General features: G+C 69.4%; 20 protein-coding genes. 4 read left to right on the top strand and 16 right to left on the bottom strand.

Going from position 1 to position 19,116, the window contains the following annotated elements:
* Positions 1 to 17: 17 nt before the first annotated feature.
* The 5 genes from ACWF99_RS08645 to ACWF99_RS08625 form a co-directional block, all read right to left on the bottom strand.
* The gene (locus tag ACWF99_RS08645) at positions 18 to 1,376 is read right to left on the bottom strand and encodes an RsmB/NOP family class I SAM-dependent RNA methyltransferase (protein ID WP_387444445.1); all 1,359 of its coding nucleotides are present in this window, start codon (positions 1,374 to 1,376) and stop codon (positions 18 to 20) included.
* Positions 1,377 to 2,068: 692 nt separating this feature from the next.
* Positions 2,069 to 2,992, bottom strand: coding sequence for a methionyl-tRNA formyltransferase (fmt, locus tag ACWF99_RS08640; protein WP_378662499.1), 924 nt, complete (start codon positions 2,990 to 2,992; stop codon positions 2,069 to 2,071).
* Positions 2,992 to 3,531 carry a peptide deformylase gene (gene def / locus ACWF99_RS08635; protein ID WP_378627041.1) on the bottom strand — a complete coding sequence of 180 codons (540 nt, stop codon included), beginning with the start codon at positions 3,529 to 3,531 and terminating at the stop codon, positions 2,992 to 2,994. The genes fmt and def overlap by 1 nt, the downstream gene beginning before the upstream one ends.
* 76 nt (positions 3,532 to 3,607) lie before the next feature.
* A complete protein-coding gene (locus ACWF99_RS08630) occupies positions 3,608 to 4,627 on the bottom strand; it encodes an esterase/lipase family protein (protein ID WP_452535529.1) in 1,020 nt (339 codons plus the stop codon).
* A gap of 62 nt (positions 4,628 to 4,689) precedes the next feature.
* Positions 4,690 to 5,367, bottom strand: coding sequence for a PadR family transcriptional regulator (locus ACWF99_RS08625; RefSeq protein WP_452535528.1), 678 nt, complete (start codon positions 5,365 to 5,367; stop codon positions 4,690 to 4,692).
* An 86-nt stretch (positions 5,368 to 5,453) separates the two neighbouring features.
* Here ACWF99_RS08625 and ACWF99_RS08620 point away from each other — a divergent pair, with 86 nt between their 5' ends.
* The gene (locus ACWF99_RS08620) at positions 5,454 to 7,031 is read left to right on the top strand and encodes an HD domain-containing phosphohydrolase (RefSeq protein WP_452535527.1); all 1,578 of its coding nucleotides are present in this window, start codon (positions 5,454 to 5,456) and stop codon (positions 7,029 to 7,031) included.
* 42 nt (positions 7,032 to 7,073) lie between these two features.
* Complete coding sequence (locus ACWF99_RS08615) at positions 7,074 to 7,466, top strand: nuclear transport factor 2 family protein (RefSeq protein ID WP_452535526.1); 393 nt, start codon at positions 7,074 to 7,076, stop codon at positions 7,464 to 7,466.
* Between the two features lie 54 nt (positions 7,467 to 7,520).
* On the opposite strand, the gene ACWF99_RS08610 is transcribed toward ACWF99_RS08615, so the two are convergent.
* Positions 7,521 to 8,114, bottom strand: a complete 594-nt coding sequence (locus tag ACWF99_RS08610) for a TetR/AcrR family transcriptional regulator (RefSeq protein ID WP_378627034.1) — start codon at positions 8,112 to 8,114, stop codon at positions 7,521 to 7,523.
* An 81-nt stretch (positions 8,115 to 8,195) separates the two neighbouring features.
* On the opposite strand from ACWF99_RS08610, the gene ACWF99_RS08605 reads away from it, so the two are divergent.
* Positions 8,196 to 9,041, top strand: coding sequence for an SDR family oxidoreductase (locus ACWF99_RS08605; protein WP_452535525.1), 846 nt, complete (start codon positions 8,196 to 8,198; stop codon positions 9,039 to 9,041).
* Positions 9,042 to 9,062: 21 nt separating this feature from the next.
* On the opposite strand, the gene ACWF99_RS08600 is transcribed toward ACWF99_RS08605, so the two are convergent.
* From ACWF99_RS08600 to ACWF99_RS08570, 7 genes are all read right to left on the bottom strand, one after another.
* Complete coding sequence (locus tag ACWF99_RS08600; protein ID WP_452535524.1) at positions 9,063 to 11,285, bottom strand: primosomal protein N'; 2,223 nt, start codon at positions 11,283 to 11,285, stop codon at positions 9,063 to 9,065.
* Between the two features lie 14 nt (positions 11,286 to 11,299).
* On the bottom strand, positions 11,300 to 12,511 hold the full coding sequence (gene metK / locus ACWF99_RS08595; protein WP_101467096.1) for a methionine adenosyltransferase: 1,212 nt from the start codon (positions 12,509 to 12,511) through the stop codon (positions 11,300 to 11,302).
* A gap of 214 nt (positions 12,512 to 12,725) precedes the next feature.
* Positions 12,726 to 13,943 (bottom strand): bifunctional phosphopantothenoylcysteine decarboxylase/phosphopantothenate--cysteine ligase CoaBC, encoded by a 1,218-nt coding sequence (gene coaBC, locus ACWF99_RS08590; RefSeq protein ID WP_378627030.1) that lies wholly within the window; start codon positions 13,941 to 13,943, stop codon positions 12,726 to 12,728.
* Between the two features lie 28 nt (positions 13,944 to 13,971).
* Positions 13,972 to 14,250: a DNA-directed RNA polymerase subunit omega gene (gene rpoZ / locus ACWF99_RS08585; RefSeq protein WP_056810542.1), complete on the bottom strand. Its 279-nt coding sequence runs from the start codon at positions 14,248 to 14,250 to the stop codon at positions 13,972 to 13,974.
* A 27-nt stretch (positions 14,251 to 14,277) separates the two neighbouring features.
* A complete protein-coding gene (gene gmk, locus ACWF99_RS08580) occupies positions 14,278 to 14,862 on the bottom strand; it encodes a guanylate kinase (protein ID WP_056810544.1) in 585 nt (194 codons plus the stop codon).
* A gap of 6 nt (positions 14,863 to 14,868) precedes the next feature.
* Positions 14,869 to 15,189, bottom strand: a complete 321-nt coding sequence (gene mihF, locus ACWF99_RS08575) for an integration host factor, actinobacterial type (RefSeq protein ID WP_056815410.1) — start codon at positions 15,187 to 15,189, stop codon at positions 14,869 to 14,871.
* 348 nt (positions 15,190 to 15,537) lie between these two features.
* Positions 15,538 to 16,128 (bottom strand): TetR/AcrR family transcriptional regulator, encoded by a 591-nt coding sequence (locus ACWF99_RS08570; protein WP_378627029.1) that lies wholly within the window; start codon positions 16,126 to 16,128, stop codon positions 15,538 to 15,540.
* Between the two features lie 30 nt (positions 16,129 to 16,158).
* Here ACWF99_RS08570 and ACWF99_RS08565 point away from each other — a divergent pair, with 30 nt between their 5' ends.
* The gene (locus tag ACWF99_RS08565; RefSeq protein ID WP_452535523.1) at positions 16,159 to 16,503 is read left to right on the top strand and encodes a DUF6463 family protein; all 345 of its coding nucleotides are present in this window, start codon (positions 16,159 to 16,161) and stop codon (positions 16,501 to 16,503) included.
* A gap of 4 nt (positions 16,504 to 16,507) precedes the next feature.
* Here ACWF99_RS08565 and ACWF99_RS08560 read toward each other — a convergent pair whose 3' ends face one another.
* The 3 genes from ACWF99_RS08560 to ACWF99_RS08550 are packed head-to-tail and all read right to left on the bottom strand — an operon-like array spanning position 16,508 to position 18,926.
* Positions 16,508 to 17,164: a response regulator transcription factor gene (locus ACWF99_RS08560; RefSeq protein WP_378627026.1), complete on the bottom strand. Its 657-nt coding sequence runs from the start codon at positions 17,162 to 17,164 to the stop codon at positions 16,508 to 16,510.
* Positions 17,155 to 18,279 (bottom strand): sensor histidine kinase, encoded by a 1,125-nt coding sequence (locus ACWF99_RS08555; RefSeq protein ID WP_452535522.1) that lies wholly within the window; start codon positions 18,277 to 18,279, stop codon positions 17,155 to 17,157. Before ACWF99_RS08555 ends, ACWF99_RS08560 begins: the two co-directional genes overlap by 10 nt.
* A complete protein-coding gene (locus ACWF99_RS08550) occupies positions 18,276 to 18,926 on the bottom strand; it encodes a DedA family protein (protein ID WP_378627024.1) in 651 nt (216 codons plus the stop codon). The genes ACWF99_RS08555 and ACWF99_RS08550 overlap by 4 nt, the downstream gene beginning before the upstream one ends.
* Between the last annotated feature and the right edge of the window lie 190 nt (positions 18,927 to 19,116).

The raw sequence follows: 19,116 nt of genomic DNA, 5'->3' as shown, positions 1-19,116 counted from the left end.
CCGTCGTGCTGTCGCGGCTACTTCTTGCGCAGCGTCGCCAGGAACATGGCGTCGGTGCCGTGGCGATGCGGCCACAGCTGCGCGGAGGGGCCGTCGCCGAGATCGGTGACACCGGGCAGGAACTCGCGGCTGTCGAGTTCCTCGGCGCCGCTGCGGCGGACGAAATCGGCGACCACCGACACTGTTTCGGCGAGATGCGGCGAGCAGGTCGAATACACGACGACACCACCGGGGCGCACCAGATCCCATGCGGCGGTGAGAAGTTCACGCTGCAGGGTCACCAGCTCCGCCACGTCGGCCGGAGTCCGACGCCAGCGCGCCTCGGGGCGGCGACGCAGCGCGCCGAGGCCCGTGCACGGCGCGTCGACGAGGACGCGGTCGTAGCCGGGGGTCAGGCCACTGTCGCGACCGTCCGCGACATGCACGGTGACGGGCAGATTCCGGGTGGATTTGCGAACCAGTTCGGCACGGTGCTCGGCCGGTTCGACAGCGTCGACGGTGAACAGGTCGATGGCGGCGAGCGCCCCGAGCAAGGCCGCCTTACCGCCGGGACCTGCGCAGAGATCGAGCCAGCGCCCCTTGTCGGGGCCTTCCAGCGGCGCACGGGTGAGAGCGAGCGCGACCAGCTGGCTGCCCTCGTCCTGGACGGAGGCGATGCCGTCACGGACCGGTTCCAGCAGACCGGGATCGCCACCGTCGAGATACACCGCGTACGGGGACCAGCGGCCCTCCTCACCGCCGGTGACCAGCGCGAGCTCTTCCGAGGTGATCTCGCCGGGCCGGGCGACCAGGTGCACGACCGGGCGCTCGTCATCGGCCTTCAGGAGTGCGTCCAGCTCACCCGCCTGCGCTCCGAGTGCGTCGGCGAAGGACTGGGCGATCCATTTCGGATGCGCGTGCTCGAAGGCGAGCTTGCCGACCGGGTCGGCGGGGGCCAGCTCGGCGATCCACTCCTCGGCGGTCTTCTCTCCCGCCCGCCGCAGCACCGCGTTGACGAAACCGGCACGGCCCTGGCCGAATTCGGCACTGGCCAAGTCGACGGAGGTGTCGACGGCGGCGTGCGCGCTGGTACGGGTCCGCAGCAGCTGGTAGACGCCGAGGCGCAGGATGTCGAGGATGGGGCCATCGATCTCGTCGACCGGGCGGCCGGCGCACGCCGAGATCACCGCGTCGAGCTGCCCCTGCGAACGGCTGGCGCCGTAGGTGAGCTCGGTCGCGAACGCGGCATCGCGCCCACTGATCTTGCGCTCACGCAACAGTTTCGGCAGCGCGAGATTGGCATAGGCGTCGCGCTCACGCACGGCCCGCAGCACATCGAGGGCGACTTCGCGCGCGGGATCCACGGGCTCGCCGCGGCGCTTGCGTGGACTGGGCACGCTGGGATCGGGACGCTCGGGACGACGCTGAGCGGGCGCTTTACCCGCCGGCGCACCAGCATCCCGGTTGCCCGCACCACGGCCACGCGAGTCTCCTGCGCGCGCACCACGATCGGGACGCGACGCGCCACGGTCGGATCGTCCCGCACCGGACCGTGCCGTGCCCGTGCGTCCCGCGTTGCCACGATCATCGCGCTGGTCGGCCGAGTCACGGCCCTGAGCACGGTCGTCCGCGCCGCCGAAGCCAGGGCGGTCGTCGGCACGACGAGGTGCCTCGGAGCGCGGGGCGGCGTCGCGTCGGCCACCCACGTCACGTCCTTGCGCCCGGTCACTCGCGCCGCGACCGAAACCGGGGCGGTCGTCTTCGCGGCGGGGCGCGCCGGAGCGCGGACCGTCGTCACGTCGATTGCCCGCGTCGCGACCCTGCGCGCCGCGAGCGAAACCGGGGCGGTCGTCGCGGCGGGGTCGGTCGGAGCGATCCGTCCAGCGGTCGCCGTCCGCGCGCGGGGTGGTGGTGCCCTTCGCAGCGCGGGCGGCCCAGCCGCCGTCGACGTTCTTGCCGGTGATCTTGCGGTCGTCGCGGGGGCTGCCTCCGCGCGGCTCGCCGGACTTTCCGGTGGGTTTACGGTCCTCGCGGGGGCTCACGCCCTTCGCGGCATCGGCTTCACGGCGACGGCGACGGTCCGAGGCACTCATCCGATCACCGTGCCGGGCGCGAGGCGGGCGCCGCGCGCCCAGTCCAGGGCGTTCATCATCTTCTTGCCGGGCGGCTGGACCTGCCCCAGGCGGACCGCTGTGGTCGATGTTCCGACGAAGACGCCGGATTTGCGCACCTCGATCTCGCGTTCGGGCAAGGTTTCCTCCACCATTTCCACCGGGCCGAGTTTGAGGCGCAGCCCGTTCACCTCGGTCCACGCGCCGGGCGCCGGGGTGACGGCGCGAATGTGGCGGTGGATGGCGAGCGCGGGTTCGTCGAACCCGATCCGCCCGGCTTCCACGGTCACCTTCGGTGCGTAGGTCACGCCGTCATGGGATTGCGGAATCGCTTGCAGCGAACCGTCTTCCACGCCGTCCAGGGTCTTCTCGAGCAGCACGGCACCCGCTTCGGCGAGCCGGGCCAGCAGTTCGCCCGCGGTGTCGGTGAGCCCGATCTTCTCGGTCATCACCCCGTACACCGGACCCGTATCGAGGCCTGCTTCGATCAGGAACGTCGACGCGCCGGTCATGTCGTCACCGGCGTCGATGGCCGCCTGCACGGGAGCCGCCCCGCGCCAGGCGGGCAGCAGCGAGAAGTGCAGGTTGATCCAGCCGTGGGCGGGGATGTCGAGCACCTGCTGGGGCAGCAGCGCACCGTAGGCCACGACCGGGCAGCAGTCCGGTGCGAGCTCGGTGAGCGCGGCGACGAACTCGGGCTCGGACGGCTTGCGTGGCGTGAACACCGGAATGCCGTGTTCGTCGGCGAGCTGCCCGACCGGCGAGCGCAGGAGCTTGCGACCACGGCCCGCGACCGCGTCGGGTCGCGTGACCACCGCGACGACCTCGTGGCCTTCGCTCTCGATCAACCGGCGCAGCGACGGCACAGCGGGCTCGGGCGTGCCCGCGAAAACTACGCGCATCAGCGACCACCGCCGACACCGCTGGATTCGCGCACGGTGATCCCGCCGCGGAACCAGTCGGATTCGCGGATGGTACGCATCGCGTCCTTGCGGTCGGCCGGTTCGAGCCGGTTGATGAACAGCACGCCGTCGAGGTGGTCGTACTCGTGCTGCACACAGCGCGCGAGCAGACCGTCGGCCTCGAATTCGACCGGCGCACCGGTGACGTCGACCCCGCTGACCCGCACGCGCGCTGCCCGGCGCACGTCGTAACGCACGCCGGGGATCGACAGGCAGCCCTCGGGACCGACCTGTTCGTCGGCCCCGACGGCCGACCACTCCGGATTCACCACATGCCCCGCGGCGTCGCCGGTGTCGTAGACGAACACCCGCAGGCCGACACCGATCTGCGGCGCGGCCATCCCGACCCCACCGTCGTCGTGCATGGTCTCGGTGAGATCGGCGACCAACGTGGCGAGGTCGGGACCGAACTCGGTGACCGCGTCGGCACGAGAACGCAGGATCGGGTCGCCGAACAGGCGAACAGGCTGAATGGTCACGGCGGCTCCCGGGGAGGACGAATTGCGGTCGTCCCAGTCTAGTGACCCCGCGAGGCGCTTCCGTCCAGCCCGGCTGTCAGGAGTTGCCCGCGATGATCACCTCGGGGATGCCGGTGCCGAGCGGGACGGGCGCGCAGACCGGTGCCGGTGCCCGGACCGGGTCGAGGACGCGCTGGAGCAACTGCTGCACGAAGGGGTCGTAGACCAGGTGGAAGTGCCCGGTCAGATCGTCGGCGCAGAGGTCTTGCAGGACGAGGTTCTCGGCGCCCGCACCGCGCAGCGCGATGTTCGAGAACGGCTGGATCATCTCGTCGACGCGGCTGCCGACGGTGACGTACCGGACACCGGCCACGGTGTCGCCGCCCGCGTTGAGCTCCACCATGAGAGGTTCGCCCTGAGCCTGCTGGACCGCAGCGGTCGAGGTGACCTTCGCGAAGACATCCATCATGCCGGGAACGGCCTGCCCCACCGGGACCAGTCCGTACATGACCCCGCCGTAGCTGGGTGAGGCCAGGCCGACCCAGGTCCCGACCTTCGGCGCGCCCCCGAGCTTGTTGACATAGAACCGGCTGACGTTCGCCCCCTGCGAGAACCCGACCAGATCGACCTTGGTCGCCTTGGTCGCGACGAGGACTTCGTCGACGAATTGGCCGAGCTGGGCGAAACTGATCCGCATGTCCTCGGTGCCGTAGGTGTCGGCGCCCGGCGCCCCGCCGTAGTTCAGCGCGAACACGCAGTAGCCGGCCGACACCAGTTGCGGCCCGATTCCCGCCCAGTCGGAGTACGCGCTCGAGTCGGTGCCGTGCACCAACACGATCGGCCGCGGGTGCTCGGCGGTGGGCGTACACCCGAAGTTGTTGAGCCCCACCGGAACCGAGTTCGGGTTGGCCTTGATGTAATGGGCGGCATCCAGGTGATCGGCCTGCGCCGGACCCGCTTGCATCGGAATGACGGCGGGCCGATAGCCCGCCGGTTCAGCGGCGGCGATCGGCGCGAAGGACACACCGATCACCGCCGTGCAGGCGAGTGCCGTGACCGACATCGCGCCGCGCAATCGTGATGTTCCCCAACCCCACAACATTCCCAGTTGTTCCATGCCCCAAACATTTACTCCATGGGACCGACAACCGCACGCCGGGCAGGGCGTTCACGACGCCCTCACTTCTCGGGGGTTGCGTCACCCTCGGAGGAAACATCGTCCTCGGCGAGGATTCGATACAGCGCCCGCCGGGTCTCGGCGAGCACCTCGGCCGCCTTCGCCGCCTGCTGCGCCGTGCCGACCTGGGCCACCTGACCGACCGCGCCCATCACCTGTCCGACCAGTCCGCGCAGGTCCAGCGCCTGGGCGCCGACGTCCTGTTTGACCTCGGCCCACGGGTCGCCGAGATCCTCACGATGGGTCTCGACATAGGCCTTGCCCTCGTCGGTGAGCTGCGCGGTCTTGCGACCGGCCACCTTCTCGATGAGCACCAGGCCCTCGTCCTCGAGCTGGGCCAATGCCGGGTAGATGGACCCCGGGCTGGGGCGCCAGACATCGTCGCTGCGGTCGCGGATCTGCTGGATCAATTCGTAGCCGTGCATCGGGCGCTCGACGAGCAGCAGCAGCACCGCGGCGCGCACGTCACCGCGCCTGCCGCGCCCGCCGCGGCCGCGTCCGCGACCGAAACCGGGACCGAAGCCCGGTCCGAAACCTGGGCCGAAGCCCGGTCCGAAGTCGGGGCCGTGGCCATGACGCCCGCCGTGGCGGAACTGCTGCCGGTCGGGGCCGAATTCCCGGGGGCCCGGTCCGCGACCGCGCCGGAAGTGTCCGAATTCTCGGTGTTCTTGGTTCTGCATGACAGCCTCCTCAGGCTCTCTCGTTGTTCTTGACACTATCGACGATATATCGGCAATGCATCGAGCGCAAGGAGTAATCTGAATTCGTGACGGACCCGTCCCGACGACCCCTTCGGCTCGCCGAACTCGTCGCCTCGCTGTCACTGGCCACCGACCTCGGGCTCGGCCAGCCGCAGGAACATGTGCTGCGCCAGACCGTTCTCGCTGTCCGGCTCGCCGAGGCCGCGGGGTTGTCCGAGGCCGATCGCGCCGCGGCCTACTACGTCTCGCTGCTGGCGTGGGTCGGCTGCGTCGCCGACTCCCCCGAGATGGCGCGCTGGTTCGGTGACGACCTGCGGATCCGGGCCGACAGCTACAACGTCGACAAAACCGGATTGCCGATGATGGCCTTCCTGCTCGGGCACCTCGCCGAAGGCGGGTCGTCGCTGCGGCGGATCTCGATGACCGGCCGGTTCCTCGCGGGTGGGGTGCGCGACACGATGGACTCGTTCCTCACCCACTGCCGCACCGCGGCCGATATCGCCGACCGCCTCGACCTGCCGGACGCCGTCCAGGCAGCGCTGCCGCAGGCCTTCGAACGGTGGGACGGCCACGGCGTACCCGGCGGATTGCGTGGCGAGGCGATCATTCCGGTGATGCGTGTCGTGCACATCGCCGACGACGCCGAGGTCCATGCCCGGGTGGGCGGTGTCGACGCGGCGGTGCGAATGCTGCTGTCGCGCAGTGGCACCGAGTTCGATCCCGACCTGGTGGACCTGTGCACCCGGGGCGACGGCGCGTTGCTGGACGGGCTCGACCGGGTCGACGCCTGGCAGCAGGTGATCGACGGCTGCGCGGCGCTCGACAGGCTGATCGCCGACGACGAACTCACCGACGTCCTCACCGTCTTCGCCGACTACTCCGACGCGAAAGCGACCTGGTTCCTCGGTCATTCCCGGGCCGTGGCCGACTTGGCCGCCGCCGCGGCCCGCGAGTACGGCCTGCCCGCCGATCAGGCGGAGACCGTGCGGCGGGCAGCCCTGGTGTGTCGCCTCGGCACCATCGGCGTCTCGACGGGCATCTGGAACAAACCGGGTCCGCTGACCGCCTCCGAACGCGAACGGGTGCGGATGGTTCCGTATCTCACCGAGCGAGTGCTGGCGCGCAGTCCGCACCTGGCCGCGCTCGCCGGACCGGCTTCGATGGTGTATGAACGACTCGACGGGTCCGGCTATCCGCGCGGGCTCACCGGCTCGATGCTGCCGCCCACCGCGCGAATTCTGGCCGCCGCCCAGATGTTTCGCGCACTCGGCGAGCAACGGCCGCACCGACCGGCCATCGATCCCGGCGAGCGAGCCAGGATCCTGCGCGCCGAGGTGACAGCGGGACGACTCGACGGCGACGCCGTTGCCGCCGTACTGGCCGCGGCCCAGGGCCGAAGACCACGCAAGCGCGCGCAGATCGCCGGACTCACCGCCCGCGAACTCGACGTCCTCGCCCTGCTGGTGCGCGGCCGGTCGACCCGCGAGATCGCCCAGGCCCTCGGGATCAGCCCGCGCACCGCCGGCAGCCACGTCGAGCACATCTACACCAAAATCGGTGTCCACAGCCGTGGTTCGGCCGCGGTGTTCGCGATGCGCCACGGCCTGCTGCCCGATGAGGATCAACCGGCAAAGATCGGGTGATCACCCGATGTTCGACGTCGACACCGGTCGCAGACTTTCCCCATGACTACTTCGACCCTCACCCCGCAGACGACCTCCTCGGTCGCCGACCTGTTTCTCGCCGCGCTGATCCGGCGCGACTTCGCCGCGATGGCGTCCTACCTCGCCCCCGAGGTCACGCTGCGTGGCCTGATCCCACCCGGCCCGTTCACCGCGGTCGGCCCCGATCCGGCGATCGCGCGCTTCCGCGGCTGGTTCGGCGGACCCGACGACTTCGCCGTCGTCGACTCCGGCCGCGAACGCATCGGCGACAAGCTCGCGATGCACTGGCTGGTCCGCATGCGCCCGGCCACCGGCACGCCTCGCGTCGCCGACCAGCGCGTCTTCCTGACCACCACCGACGACGCGATCACCGCCATCGACTTGCTGTGCTCGGGTTGGCAGGCCACCGATTGACCTCCAGCCACGCGCAGTACCGCGCCGACGGACGACACCGAGCCCGCGCGGGTGCTATCCGGACTCCCGCGCCAGCTCGTCGATCCATCGTTCCAGCCGGGCGCCCTCGGTGACCATCAGTTGTGGGTCGCGGAACGTGTTGGTGAGCAACGAGATTCCCTGATAGGCGGCCACGAAGGCAACGGCGAGCTCGGCGGCGTCGGTGCGACCGAGGCCGGCGAACTGTTCGCGCGCCCACTCCACCAGCAGCCCGATCACGCGTGCGGGCTGTCCCCCGAAGGCGTCCTCGCGCTTGTCGAGTTCGGCGGCGAGTGAACCGGTCGGACAGCCGAAACGCGCCGCCATCTCACGTTGTTCGACCCAGCTGCGCACCATGGCCTTCAGCTTCTCGGCAGGCCCCGGCAGTTCGGCGAGTTCGGTGACGGCGCCCGACAGCACCTGCGCGTGCAACTCGATGACCGCGGCGATGAACTGATCCTTGGTCTTGAAGTAGTAGTAGACGTTGCCGACGGGGACGTCGGCCTCACGTGCGATATCGGCGATCGTCGTCTTCTCGATGCCCTGCTCGTAGAACACGCGCATCGCCGCTTGCACCAGGCGTTCCCGCTTCCCGATCTTCGGGCTGAGCTGCGCGTCCGATTTAGTCATACAACTAACTATAGACAGGGCGCGGTCGGTGGGATACCTTTGCGTCCAGCAAGTCAGTCAGCCAACTAACTAAGGATTCAGATGATCGTCGTCACCGGAGCAACCGGCAATATCGGCAGCACCCTGGTCGGACTACTCGTCGACGCGGGAGCACAGGTCAGGGCGGTATCCCGCGGCATGCGCCCCGCCGACCTGCCGGCAGGTGTCGAGCACACGGTCGCCGACCTGGGCGATCTCGACAGCCTCTCCCCCGCGCTACAGGGCGCTGACGCGCTGTTCCTGCTGATCACCGGCGAGCAGCTGATGACCGGCCCCGAGCCGGCCCTGCTGCTGAAAACCGCCGCGGACGCCGGCATCCGCCGGGTCGTCTTCGTCTCCTCGCAGGGCGCGGTCACCCGCCCACAGTCCGACGGCTACGCCCGGACCATCGCGTTCGAACAGGCCCTCGCCGAATCCGGCCTGGAGTGGACGGCCCTGCGCCCTGGTGCGTTCTTCTCCAACACCTTCGCGTGGATCGAACCGGTGCGCACCCAGCGGGTCGTCCCCGCACCGTTCGGCGACATCGGTTTGCCGGCGGTAGACCCCGCCGACATCGCCGCCGTTGCCGCCGTGGCACTGCGCGAAGAGGGCCATCACGGCCGCGCCTACACCCTGACCGGGCCCGCCGTGATCACCCCGCGCGACCAAGCCGCGGCGATGGCCGAAGCGATCGACGCCTCGATCACCTTCGTCGAGCTCACCGTGGACGAGGCCAAGCAGAACATGCTGCGCTTCATGCCCGAGCCGGTCGCCGACCACACACTCACCATCCTGGGCATGCCCACAGCGGACGAACAGCAGGTCAGCCCTGATATCGAGGAGGTACTCGGTCGACCGGCCACAACCTATGCGCAGTGGGCGAGGCGCCATCGGGCGATGTACGCCTGACCGGAACGCCGGGCGCCCTCGTCAGCCGATATCGACCGGGTCGATCTGCACGCGCAAGGGCGCGTCGGAGCGGTGCGAACTGCGGACGGCCTGGGCCGCGGTGAGGGCGCGGGCCAAGGGAGCGCCGTCCGAGCGGGCCACCCGCAGCAGCATGCGTTCGACCTCGGCGGGAGAATCGGTGCCGGAGAACGGTTTACGGGCCGTCGGCGGAAGCGGTACCGGGCCGAGGATCTCGGTACCGTCGGGAAGTGTGGTGGCGTCGAGTAATTCCGCGATCGACGCGGTGGTGCCGTCGATGGCGGCGAGCCGGACCGCAGGCGGAAAGCCGACCTCCGCGCGGGCCTCCAGCTCGGCGGCGGCATGGTTGACGGGGTCCCACCGGACCAGCGCCTGGACGGTGGCGAGGGACGGCTCGGCCATGACGATGACCTGGCCACGGGGGCGGACCAGGGCGGCCGCCCCCATCCACCGGCGCAGGGTGTCCTCGCTCGCGCGCAGGTCGGCGCGACCGAGCAGCGCCCAGCCGTCGAGCAAGAGCGCGACGCCGTAGCCACCGCGAACGAGGGGTTCCGCTCCGACGGTGGCGACGACCACCTGGGCGCCTGGTTCGACCGTGTCGAGCACTTCCCCACCACCGGAAGCACGGATCGGGACGCCCGAGAACGCACGCCCGAGCTCTTCGGCGGTGCGGGCCGCGCCGATCACCGTCGCCCGCAGCGCTCGCGCACCGCAGGCCTGGCAGCGGAACGCGGCTTCGGTGATGCCACACCATTTGCACTGCGGGCTCGCCGCTTCGCCATTGCCGGAATGCGGTAACGCCAACGGTCCGTTGCAGTGCCGGCAGCGCGCGGGGGTACGGCATTTCGCACAGGCCAGCGACGGGACGTATCCTCGCCGCGGCACCTGGACGAGCACCGCCGCGTTCTCCTTGATCGCGGAGCGGGCGGCCGCGAACGCGACGCCGGGCATCCGCACCGAGCGGGCCAGCGCGTCACGTTCCAGGGCGTAGTCACTGTCGCCGGGCGCGCTGATCCGGGGCGTCACCTCACGCAGCGTCTGACGATCGGCGAGAAGGTCACGCGCCCACCCGGATTCGACCACCGCCTGGATTTCGGCTGTCCGCGCGAAACCGGCGGCGACGAACGCGGCGCCTGTCTCGTGCGCCCGCAACATCGCCACTTCGCGAGCGTGCGGATACGGGGAACGCGGCTCGGCGTAGGTGTCGTCGCCGTCGTCCCAGATCGCGATGAGCCCGAGGTCACGTGCCGGCGCGAAGACGGCCGCGCGTGTCCCCACCACAATCCGCGCCTGCCCACGCAACACCGCCAGCCACCGCCGATACCGCGCTGCGGGCCCCAGCCCGGCTGACAGCCCGACAGCCGAATCACCCACCAGCGCAACACATTCGGCGAGCAACCGATCGAGGTCCCGCTGGTCCGGCACCATCAGCACCGCACTGCGACCGGCGGCCACCACCGTCGCCGCCAATTCCGCCAGCCGCGCCGCCCAGTCCTCCCCCGGCAACGCCTGCCACGCCGCCCGCACACCCTTCCCCTGTGCCAGCGCGCCGACGAACCCCAAACCGTGCGCATACCGGCCCCAGGCCGACGCGTCGACCTCGATGTGCGATTGCGCCGCGGCCGAGATGTTCGCACCGGTGGAGCCGTCCATACCAGTGGAACTGTCCGTGTCGGCCGAGCGCGAAAGATGCTCACCATCAACAGCTTCCGGTGCCGAGTCGCCCACGGCACCCGCACCTTGCGCTTCGGCGAGGGGCGGGTCTTCCGGCGGAGACGTCGAATCATCGGCGGTGTCACCAGCTCCAGCCGCCGAACGCGTCGATTTCTTCACGCCATCGGACTTCTTCGCACCGCCGGTTTCGGTGCGGGCGTGGCGCGGCGGGATGGCAAGACGCAGGACATCAGCGCGAGTTCCCGCATAGCGGGCGGCGACAGCGGTGGCCAGGCGCAGAATGTCCAGGGTGAGGACGCGTTCGGCGGAGACCACTCGTTCGAGCGGCATCATCTTGCCGTTGTGGTCGCTGCGCGGAAGACGTTCGAGCAGGTATCCGTCGACGAGCCGACCGGCGAAACGCACGCGCACGCGCACACCGGGCTGCGCGATCTCGTCCAGGTCAGCGGGGACGAGGTAGTCGAAGTCGCGGTCGAGGTGGGCAGGCGACAGCAGCGGGAGCACCCTCGCGATGGGGTGTCCCGCTGCTGTCGATGTTTCGCCCGCTGCCACGCGGTCCGTGGGTATTACAGGCCGACGGCCGCGCGCAGCTTGTCGGCGCGGTCCGTGTGCTCCCAGGGCAGGTCGACATCGGTGCGGCCGAAGTGCCCGTAGGCGGCGGTCGGCGCGTAGATCGGGCGCAGCAGGTCGAGATCGCGGATGATCGCGCCCGGACGCAGGTCGAAGACCTCGGAGATGGCGGTGGAGATGCGGGTCGGGTCGACCTTCTCGGTGCCGAAGGTCTCGACGAACAGACCGACCGGGGCCGACTTGCCGATCGCGTACGCGACCTGCACCTCGACACGGTCGGCCAGACCGGCGGCCACGACGTTCTTGGCGACCCAGCGCATGGCGTAGGCGGCCGAGCGGTCGACCTTCGACGGATCCTTGCCGGAGAACGCGCCACCACCGTGACGGGCCATGCCGCCGTAGGTGTCGACGATGATCTTGCGGCCGGTCAGGCCCGCGTCACCCATCGGGCCACCGAGGACGAACTTGCCGGTGGGGTTCACCAGCAGACGGATGTCGGAGGTGTCGAGGCTGGGCAGGTTCAGATCGCCGATGACGGCGTCGACGACCTTCTCGCGGATATCGGGTGCCAGGAGGTTGTCCAGGTCGATATCGGCGGCGTGCTGGGTGGAGATGACCACCGTGTCGAGGCGAACCGGGCGGTCGCCGTCGTATTCGATGGTGACCTGGGTCTTGCCGTCGGGACGCAGGTAGGGCAGCACGCCCGACTTGCGGACCTCGGTGAGCTTGCGCGAGAGCCGGTGCGCGAGCGCGATCGGCAGTGGCATCAGCTCGGGCGTGTCGGTCGTCGCGTAGCCGAACATCAGGCCCTGGTCGCCGGCGCCCTGGCGCTCGATCGCATCGTCGGAACCGCCGACGCGCGCCTCGTGCGAGGTGTCGACACCCTGGGCGATATCGGGCGACTGGGCACCGATCGCGATGTTGACACCGCAGGAGTTGCCGTCGAATCCCTTTGCGGAGGAGTCGTATCCGATCTCGAGGACCTTCTCGCGCACGATCCGCGGGATGTCGGCGTAGGCGGAGGTGGTGACCTCGCCCGCGACATGGACCTGCCCGGTGGTGACCATGGTTTCCACCGCGACCCGGCTGCTCGGGTCCTCCGCGAGCAAGGCGTCGAGGATGGAATCGCTGATCGCGTCACAGATCTTGTCCGGATGCCCCTCGGTCACGGACTCACTGGTGAATAGCCGACTACCTGTCGTACGCACAGTTATTCCCTCTCCCTCAACGGGTTACTCGTTCGGCTTGTGACGGTAACTTCTCGGTGCTACCGCGCAACCCTTCTCATCAAGACTATTCCAAACCACCGACATGGTGGCGAGTAAGTACCAAGCCACACCGCGAACACCTGCACGCGCGGTAGACTGCACGACCCTCGTTGCCGCGCAACCGTTTTCGCGCGACATCGACGCGAACTCCCGGTCAGCGCAGCAGCGGTACCAGCGCGTCGAGCACCCGGCTGGCCAGCAGCGCCTTCGAACCGTGATCGAGAGCAGCCTCGGTGCCGTCGGCACCGAGCAACCAGCCGTCGTTGGTGTCGACCTCGAACGCCTTGCCCTCCCCGACCGCGTTGACCACGAGCAGATCGCAGCCCTTGCGGGCCAGTTTCGCGCGGGCGTGGGTGAGCACGTCGCCGTTGTCGTCACCGGTCTCGGCGGCGAAGCCGACGATCGCGGTACCGGCGAGCCGTCCCTCGGTGCGGGCGTCGACCAAGCCGGCGAGGATGTCCTCGTTCTTGGTCAGCGGGATCACGTCGGGTTCGTCGGCGCCCTTCTTGATCTTCGCTGCGGCCACGTGGGTCGGACGGAAATCGGCGACCGCGGCCGCCATGATCACCGCGTCGGCGCCGAGCGCGTGCTTGTCGACCGCGGTCTTGAGCTGGTCGGCGGTGGTGATGTGGACGAGTTCGACCGCGGCGGGCGGCGCGAGCTCGATCGTGTTGCCCGCGATCAGCGTCACCTGGGCGCCGCGCTGGGCGGCGACCCGGGCCAGGGCGTAGCCCTGCTTGCCGGAGCTGCGGTTGCCGAGGAAGCGCACCGGGTCGAGGGGTTCCCTCGTGCCACCGGCGGTGATCACCACGCGGCGACCGGTCAGGTCGCGCGGCAGCGCGTCGGCACGTTCGAGCAGCAGCGAGGCCAGACCGAAGATCTCCTCCGGCTCGGGCAGCCGTCCCGGACCCGTATCGGTGCCGGTGAGCCGGCCCGACGCGGGTTCCATCACGTTGGCGCCGTGCGCGCGCAGCGTCGCGACATTGGCCACCGTCGCCGGATGCTCCCACATCTCGGTGTGCATCGCGGGCGCGAACAGCACCGGACATCGAGCCGTCAGCAAGGTGGCGGTGAGCAGATCGTCGGCGCGCCCCTGTGCGGCGCGCGCCATCAGATCCGCGGTGGCGGGGGCGATGACGACGAGATCGGCCTCCTGGCCGATCCGGACATGCGGCACCTCGGGCACGTCGGCGAACACCGTGGTGTGCACCGGCTGACCGGACAGCGCCTCGAAGGTCGCCTTACCGATGAACTGGAGAGCCGACTCGGTGGGAATCACCCGCACCTGGTGTCCGGTCTCGGTGAAACGGCGAACGAGGGCACACGCCTTGTAGGCGGCGATGCCCCCGCCGACCCCGACGACGATCCGCATGGTCTTTACGCCTCCGGACTAGAGATTGTCACTCGCCCTCGGTGTGTTCGAGCAGGTCGGAGTGGATTTCGCGCATGGCGACCGACAGCGGCTTCTCCTGCAGACCCGGCTCGACGAGCGGGCCGACGTACTCGAGGATGCCGTCACCGAGCTGGTTGTAGTAATCGTTGATCTGACGGGCGCGCTTGGCCGCGTAGATCACCAGGGCGTACTTGGAGGACGTGCGCTCGAGCAGCTCGTCGATCGGGGGGTTGGTGAGGCCGATCGGAGTGTCGTACGCGGGTACTGCGGTGATGTCCGTGCTCACTAGGGGTGGCTCCTGCGGGTTAGTGGGTCAAGAACTCGAATTTGTGCTAACGAACAACGATACCAACTGCTCACAAGCGGTCGTTACCTCGCTGTTCACGATGACCGTGTCGAACTCGTCACAGGCCGCCAATTCGACCCGAGCCGTCTCGAGCCTGCGCTCGATCACCTCGGGCGTCTCGGTGCCGCGCGAACGCAACCGCGAGACCAGTTCTTCCCAGCTGGGCGGCGCGAGAAACACCAGCAGTGCTTCCGGCATCGCCTGCCGGACCGACCGTGCACCGGCCAGGTCGACTTCGATCAGTACTGAAAGTCCGCTCGCCAGCGCTTCTCGCACCGGGGCGGCGGGGGTGCCCGATCGCTGCAACCCCCCATGGATGTCTGCCCATTCGAGCAGTTCGTCCGCCGCGATCATGGCGTCGAACTCGACTCGGGAAACGAAGCGGTAATCGAGACCGTCGACCTCGCCGGGACGGGGGTCCCTGGTGGTGGCCGACACACTGAAAACCAGTTCGGGCAGGCGTTCCCGCACGCACCGAACGACCGTGGATTTACCCACGGCCGAGGGGCCGACCAGTACTACCAGCCGGCCCTTCCGCGTGTTTTTGTCCACCAGACTTTAGGCGTCGAAGTCGAAGCGGGTGAGCAGCGCTGCGCGCTGCCGGGCACCGAGACCACGGAGACGACGCGTAGGCGCGATCTCCAGCTCGGTCATGATCTCCGCCGCCTTGACCTTGCCCACCTTCGGCAGAGCCTCGAGCAGCGCAGAAACCTTCATCTTGCCGAGAATCTCATCGGACTCGGCATCGGTGAGGACCTGCTTCAGGTTCGTTCCACCGCGCTTCAGGCGCTCCTTGAGCTCTGCCCGAGCGCGGCGAGCGGCAGCCGCCTTCTCCAGAGCAGCGGCGCGCTGCTCATCAGTCAGCTGGGGAAGGGCCACGGGTTCCTCCGTCTCATCGTTCATTGCCAGATCTACCGCCGGTTACCCGGACGGTCTGTGCGACCGTACCCACGGTGCGCGCCGATTGCGAACCCGACCCCCAGGTCAGGGCAGGATTACGCATGCCGTATGGCGCGCGCGGACCCGATGCGGTGACGGCTGATTCCGCTGTCCCGATCGTACAGTCGAATTCCTAAAACATACCCTCACCTGCGGTTATACCGATATGGGCGATGATAGCCACCAGGTAGCGTGAGTGCCGGGTGCCGCCCCGGCAAACCCGGTGGCGCGCGACCAGCGGGTTTCCTGAAAAAGCCCGCGTGTCGCCCGATTTCGCACAGCGTGTCGTCACGATCGGGCCCGAAACTGGTCGAGAACCGCGCCCGATGCGGTCGCTACGACGTCGTCGATCCAGTCCGGAATCGGGGCGGCACGGGCGATGTAATCACGGACCAGACCGTACGGAATCGCCTTCACCGCGGCGCCCGCGATGGCCAGCGAGCGGTCGTCGGCGACCCCGAATTCGGTCACCACGGCAGTCAGCAGCGCGGCGTTCATCTCGTCGTTGACACCGGCGATCGCGGCCCGCAGATCCTCGGCACCGACCTCGAGCAGTTCGTCGCGATGGAACATCTTCATCGCCCGCGCCTCGGTCGGGTGCGCGCGACAATAGCGCGGCAGAAACGTGGCCGCGGCCAACAGCGGCGCGGGGCCGGTCAGTGCCGTGATGAAGCCCTCGTGGAATCGGCGGATCGACCGCAGCCACAGGCGGGCGAGCAGTTCGTCACGTGAGGCGAAACGCACATAGATCGACCCGGCGTGCACGCCGGCGGCCCTGGTGATCGCCGTGACGGTGGGCCGGGTGATGGCGGGGTCGGCGAGCAGGTCGCGCGCCGCGTCGAGCACCTGCTCATCGGTGAAAAGGCGGGGTCTTGCCACCGGATCAGCCTAGTGGCACAGTTTATGAATATGGATTCAAGAACAAGATTTCCCCTCGCCGGAACCCTCCTGACATTCATCGGCACGGTGCACACCGCGCTCGGCGTCGCTGTGTTCGCCGCCGGCGATCAGGACGTCGAGCTCACCTTCTGGTTCACCGAGTTCGGCGTGGTCAGCGTCGGTTTCGGCCTCGCGATGATCGCGCTGGAGCGCGCACTGGGGTACGTGCCCGGCACAGTGCTGCTCGTGCTCGGCGTCGCGACGGTGTTCGGTCTCGCGTTCATGCCGCTGTCGGGGTTCATCACGGTGCTGCTGCCGCTCGGTGTCGGCGTCGTCGGCTGGTGGCGGGCCAGGAACGCGCGGGCCACGGCCTGAGCGGTCAGCCCTGCGCCGCACCCGCCCGCAGGTGTTGCAGGATGGCGAGTACCCGCCGGTTGTGCGCCTCACCGACCGGCAGATCCAGCTTGGTGAAGATCGCGTTGATGTGTTTCTCGACGGCGCTGCGGGTGACGTAGAGCTGTCCGCAGATCGCCGCGTTGCTCAGACCCTGCGCCATGAGTTCGAGCACCTCGCGTTCGCGCTCGGTGAGCCGGTGCAGTGGCGAGTCGGCACGATTGTGCAGCAGGAGCTGACGAACCACCTCCGGGTCGAAGGCTGTGCCGCCCGCACCCACCCGATCGACGGCGTCGAGAAACGAGCCGATCGCGGCGACCCGGTCCTTGAGCAGGTAGCCGATGCCGCCGGTGCCGGTGAGGAACTCCGCCGCGTGCCTGCGCTCGACGTACTGCGACAGCACCAGGACGGCGACCCCCGGCTGGTCGCGACGGATTTCCAGGGCCGCTCTGATCCCCTCGTCGACGTGGTCGGGGGGCATCCGCACGTCGGCGATGACCAGGTCGGGCGGGCGCACTCGCACGGCGGCGAGCAGTTCGGTCCCGGTGCCGACGGAGTCCACGATCTCGTGCCCCTCCGCGGTGAGCAGCTGGGCCAGGCTCTCGCGCAGCAGCGCGGAGTCCTCGGCCAGGGTTATCCGCACGGAACCTCCACGGTGATGATCGTCGGGCCGCCCGGCGGGCTGGCCACCGTCATGGTGCCGTCCAGTGCGGTGACGCGGGTGGCGATGCCGGTCAGGCCGTGTCCGGTGGGGTCGGCGCCGCCCTGCCCGTCGTCGTGTACCCGCAGGCGCACGATCGATCCCACACGGTGAACGCCGACCTCGACGGCCGTGGCGCCGGAATGCTTGATGGCGTTGGTGATCGCCTCGCTGGCAGTGAAGTAGCAGGCCGACTCGACCGGGCGCGGTGCGCGTTCGCCGAGGTCGACGGTCAGTCGAGTCGGAATCGGGGTGCGGTCGGCGAGAGCTTCGAGGGCGGCGCGCAGGCCGTCGCGGGCGAGCATCGCCGGGTAGATCCGCCAGGAGACCTCGCGCAGTTCGTCGAGGATGTGCCCGGTCTCGGCGATCGCGCGCCGGCGCAGGTCGGCGCGCCCGTCCTCGTCGGACGCGCGGTCCATCCGGCCGAGCAGGATCGACAACGCGACCACCCGCTGCTGCACACCGTCGTGCAGATCGCGTTCGATCCGGCGGCGTTCGTCGTCGATCACCTCGACCATCTCGGCGCGGGTGGTGGTGAGCTGGGCGACCCGCTGCGCCAGTTCGTCCTGTCCTGGACGCGTACTGCGCCGCAGACACCAGGCTTCGGCGCGCACCACTCCGAGCAAGCCCTGCACGGCCAGGAAACAGAGCACCGCCCCGGGAAGCGCCAGCACGGTGACCGTCGCCCAGGTGACCTGCCCGGGTTCGGTCGCGTCGACGATCGGCACCGCGGCGCCGGTGGAGGCGCCGTAGACCAGGGCCACCGCGACGACCACACCCAACCCCGACAGGGCCAGCACCAGCGCACCGAGCACGCCGACCAGCGCGCGAACAGCCAGGTACCCCGCGGCGCGCGGTCCACTCGGCACGCCGTTCGACCACACGCCGAGCAACCGGGTGAGGCGCCGGTGCTCGCCCCGGGCGATCCGCTCGGTGAGGCCCGCCGCGATCGGCGCGGCGAGGACACCGAGCAGGTCGAGCGGCACAGTGAGCACGCCGAGCAGATATCCCGCGACCGGTGCGGCGACGCGTTTCGACCGCGCCGGGGAGGTGCTCATCGCCCAATTCTCGCGTGCGCCTGCCGCTGACGCACGCGCCGCACGACGAACACGGTCGCGGCCACGAGGACGGCGGCGATCACCGCCTTCTGCAGGATGCCCGCATAGGTCTCGACGACGTGCCAGTTCTCGCCGAGGAGGTAGCCCGCGAACACGAAGATCGCGTTCCACACCAGGCTGCCCGCCGTGGTCAGCAGCGTGAACCGGCCGAGGGGCATGCGTTCGACACCGGCGGGAATCGAGATCAGGCTGCGGAAGATGGGGATCATCCGGCCGAAGAAGACGGCTTTGTCGCCGTGGCGGGCGAACCAGTCCTCGGTGCGGTCCAGGTCGGACAGCCGGACCAGGGGTAGCCGGTCGACGATGCGGCGCAGGCGGTCTCGCCCGAGCGCGGCGCCGAGTCCGTAGAGGGCGAGCGCGCCGGCCACCGAGCCGAGAGTGGTCCACAGCAGGACCTCGGCCAGGCTGAATCGGCCGCGACCGGCGGTGAAGCCCGCCAGTGGCAGGATCACCTCGCTGGGCAGCGGAGGGAAGAGGTTCTCGAGTGCGATCGCGAGGCCGGCGCCGAAGCCTCCGAGCTGTTCCATCAGCTGGACGGCCCAGCCCGCGATGCCGGTCAGTTCGGTCGAATTCCCTGTCGTATCCATGCTTTCGACGCTAGGGAGCCCGGGCGCTGTGATCAGTAGCGTCAACCACCCGGTCGACGCGGTACGACCGCAGTCGCAGGGTGGGGTTTTCCGCACCCCCGTCGCGGGGCCTGCACCATCGATACGGTCCGAGTAGCTACTTAGCGTCGAAAGCTATGCGACAGAAACTCTTTCGGGCCACAGTGGTCGT

Source organism: Nocardia sp. NPDC055002, assembly GCF_053608825.1.
This window is presented reverse-complemented; position numbering and strand designations above follow the sequence as displayed.

Bases quoted from the DNA above. Each gene is read 5' to 3' on its own strand.
- ACWF99_RS08565 (WP_452535523.1), top strand. From the start codon at position 16,159: ATGGATTCAAGAACAAGATTTCCCCTCGCCGGAACCCTCCTGACATTC.
- ACWF99_RS08610 (WP_378627034.1), bottom strand. From the start codon at position 8,114: ATGACTAAATCGGACGCGCAGCTCAGCCCGAAGATCGGGAAGCGGGAA.
- ACWF99_RS08625 (WP_452535528.1), bottom strand. From the start codon at position 5,367: ATGCAGAACCAAGAACACCGAGAATTCGGACACTTCCGGCGCGGTCGC.
- ACWF99_RS08630 (WP_452535529.1), bottom strand. From the start codon at position 4,627: ATGGAACAACTGGGAATGTTGTGGGGTTGGGGAACATCACGATTGCGC.
- ACWF99_RS08615 (WP_452535526.1), top strand. From the start codon at position 7,074: ATGACTACTTCGACCCTCACCCCGCAGACGACCTCCTCGGTCGCCGAC.
- ACWF99_RS08605 (WP_452535525.1), top strand. From the start codon at position 8,196: ATGATCGTCGTCACCGGAGCAACCGGCAATATCGGCAGCACCCTGGTC.
- coaBC (WP_378627030.1), bottom strand. From the start codon at position 13,943: ATGCGGATCGTCGTCGGGGTCGGCGGGGGCATCGCCGCCTACAAGGCG.
- ACWF99_RS08550 (WP_378627024.1), bottom strand. From the start codon at position 18,926: ATGGATACGACAGGGAATTCGACCGAACTGACCGGCATCGCGGGCTGG.
- ACWF99_RS08555 (WP_452535522.1), bottom strand. From the start codon at position 18,279: ATGAGCACCTCCCCGGCGCGGTCGAAACGCGTCGCCGCACCGGTCGCG.
- fmt (WP_378662499.1), bottom strand. From the start codon at position 2,992: ATGCGCGTAGTTTTCGCGGGCACGCCCGAGCCCGCTGTGCCGTCGCTG.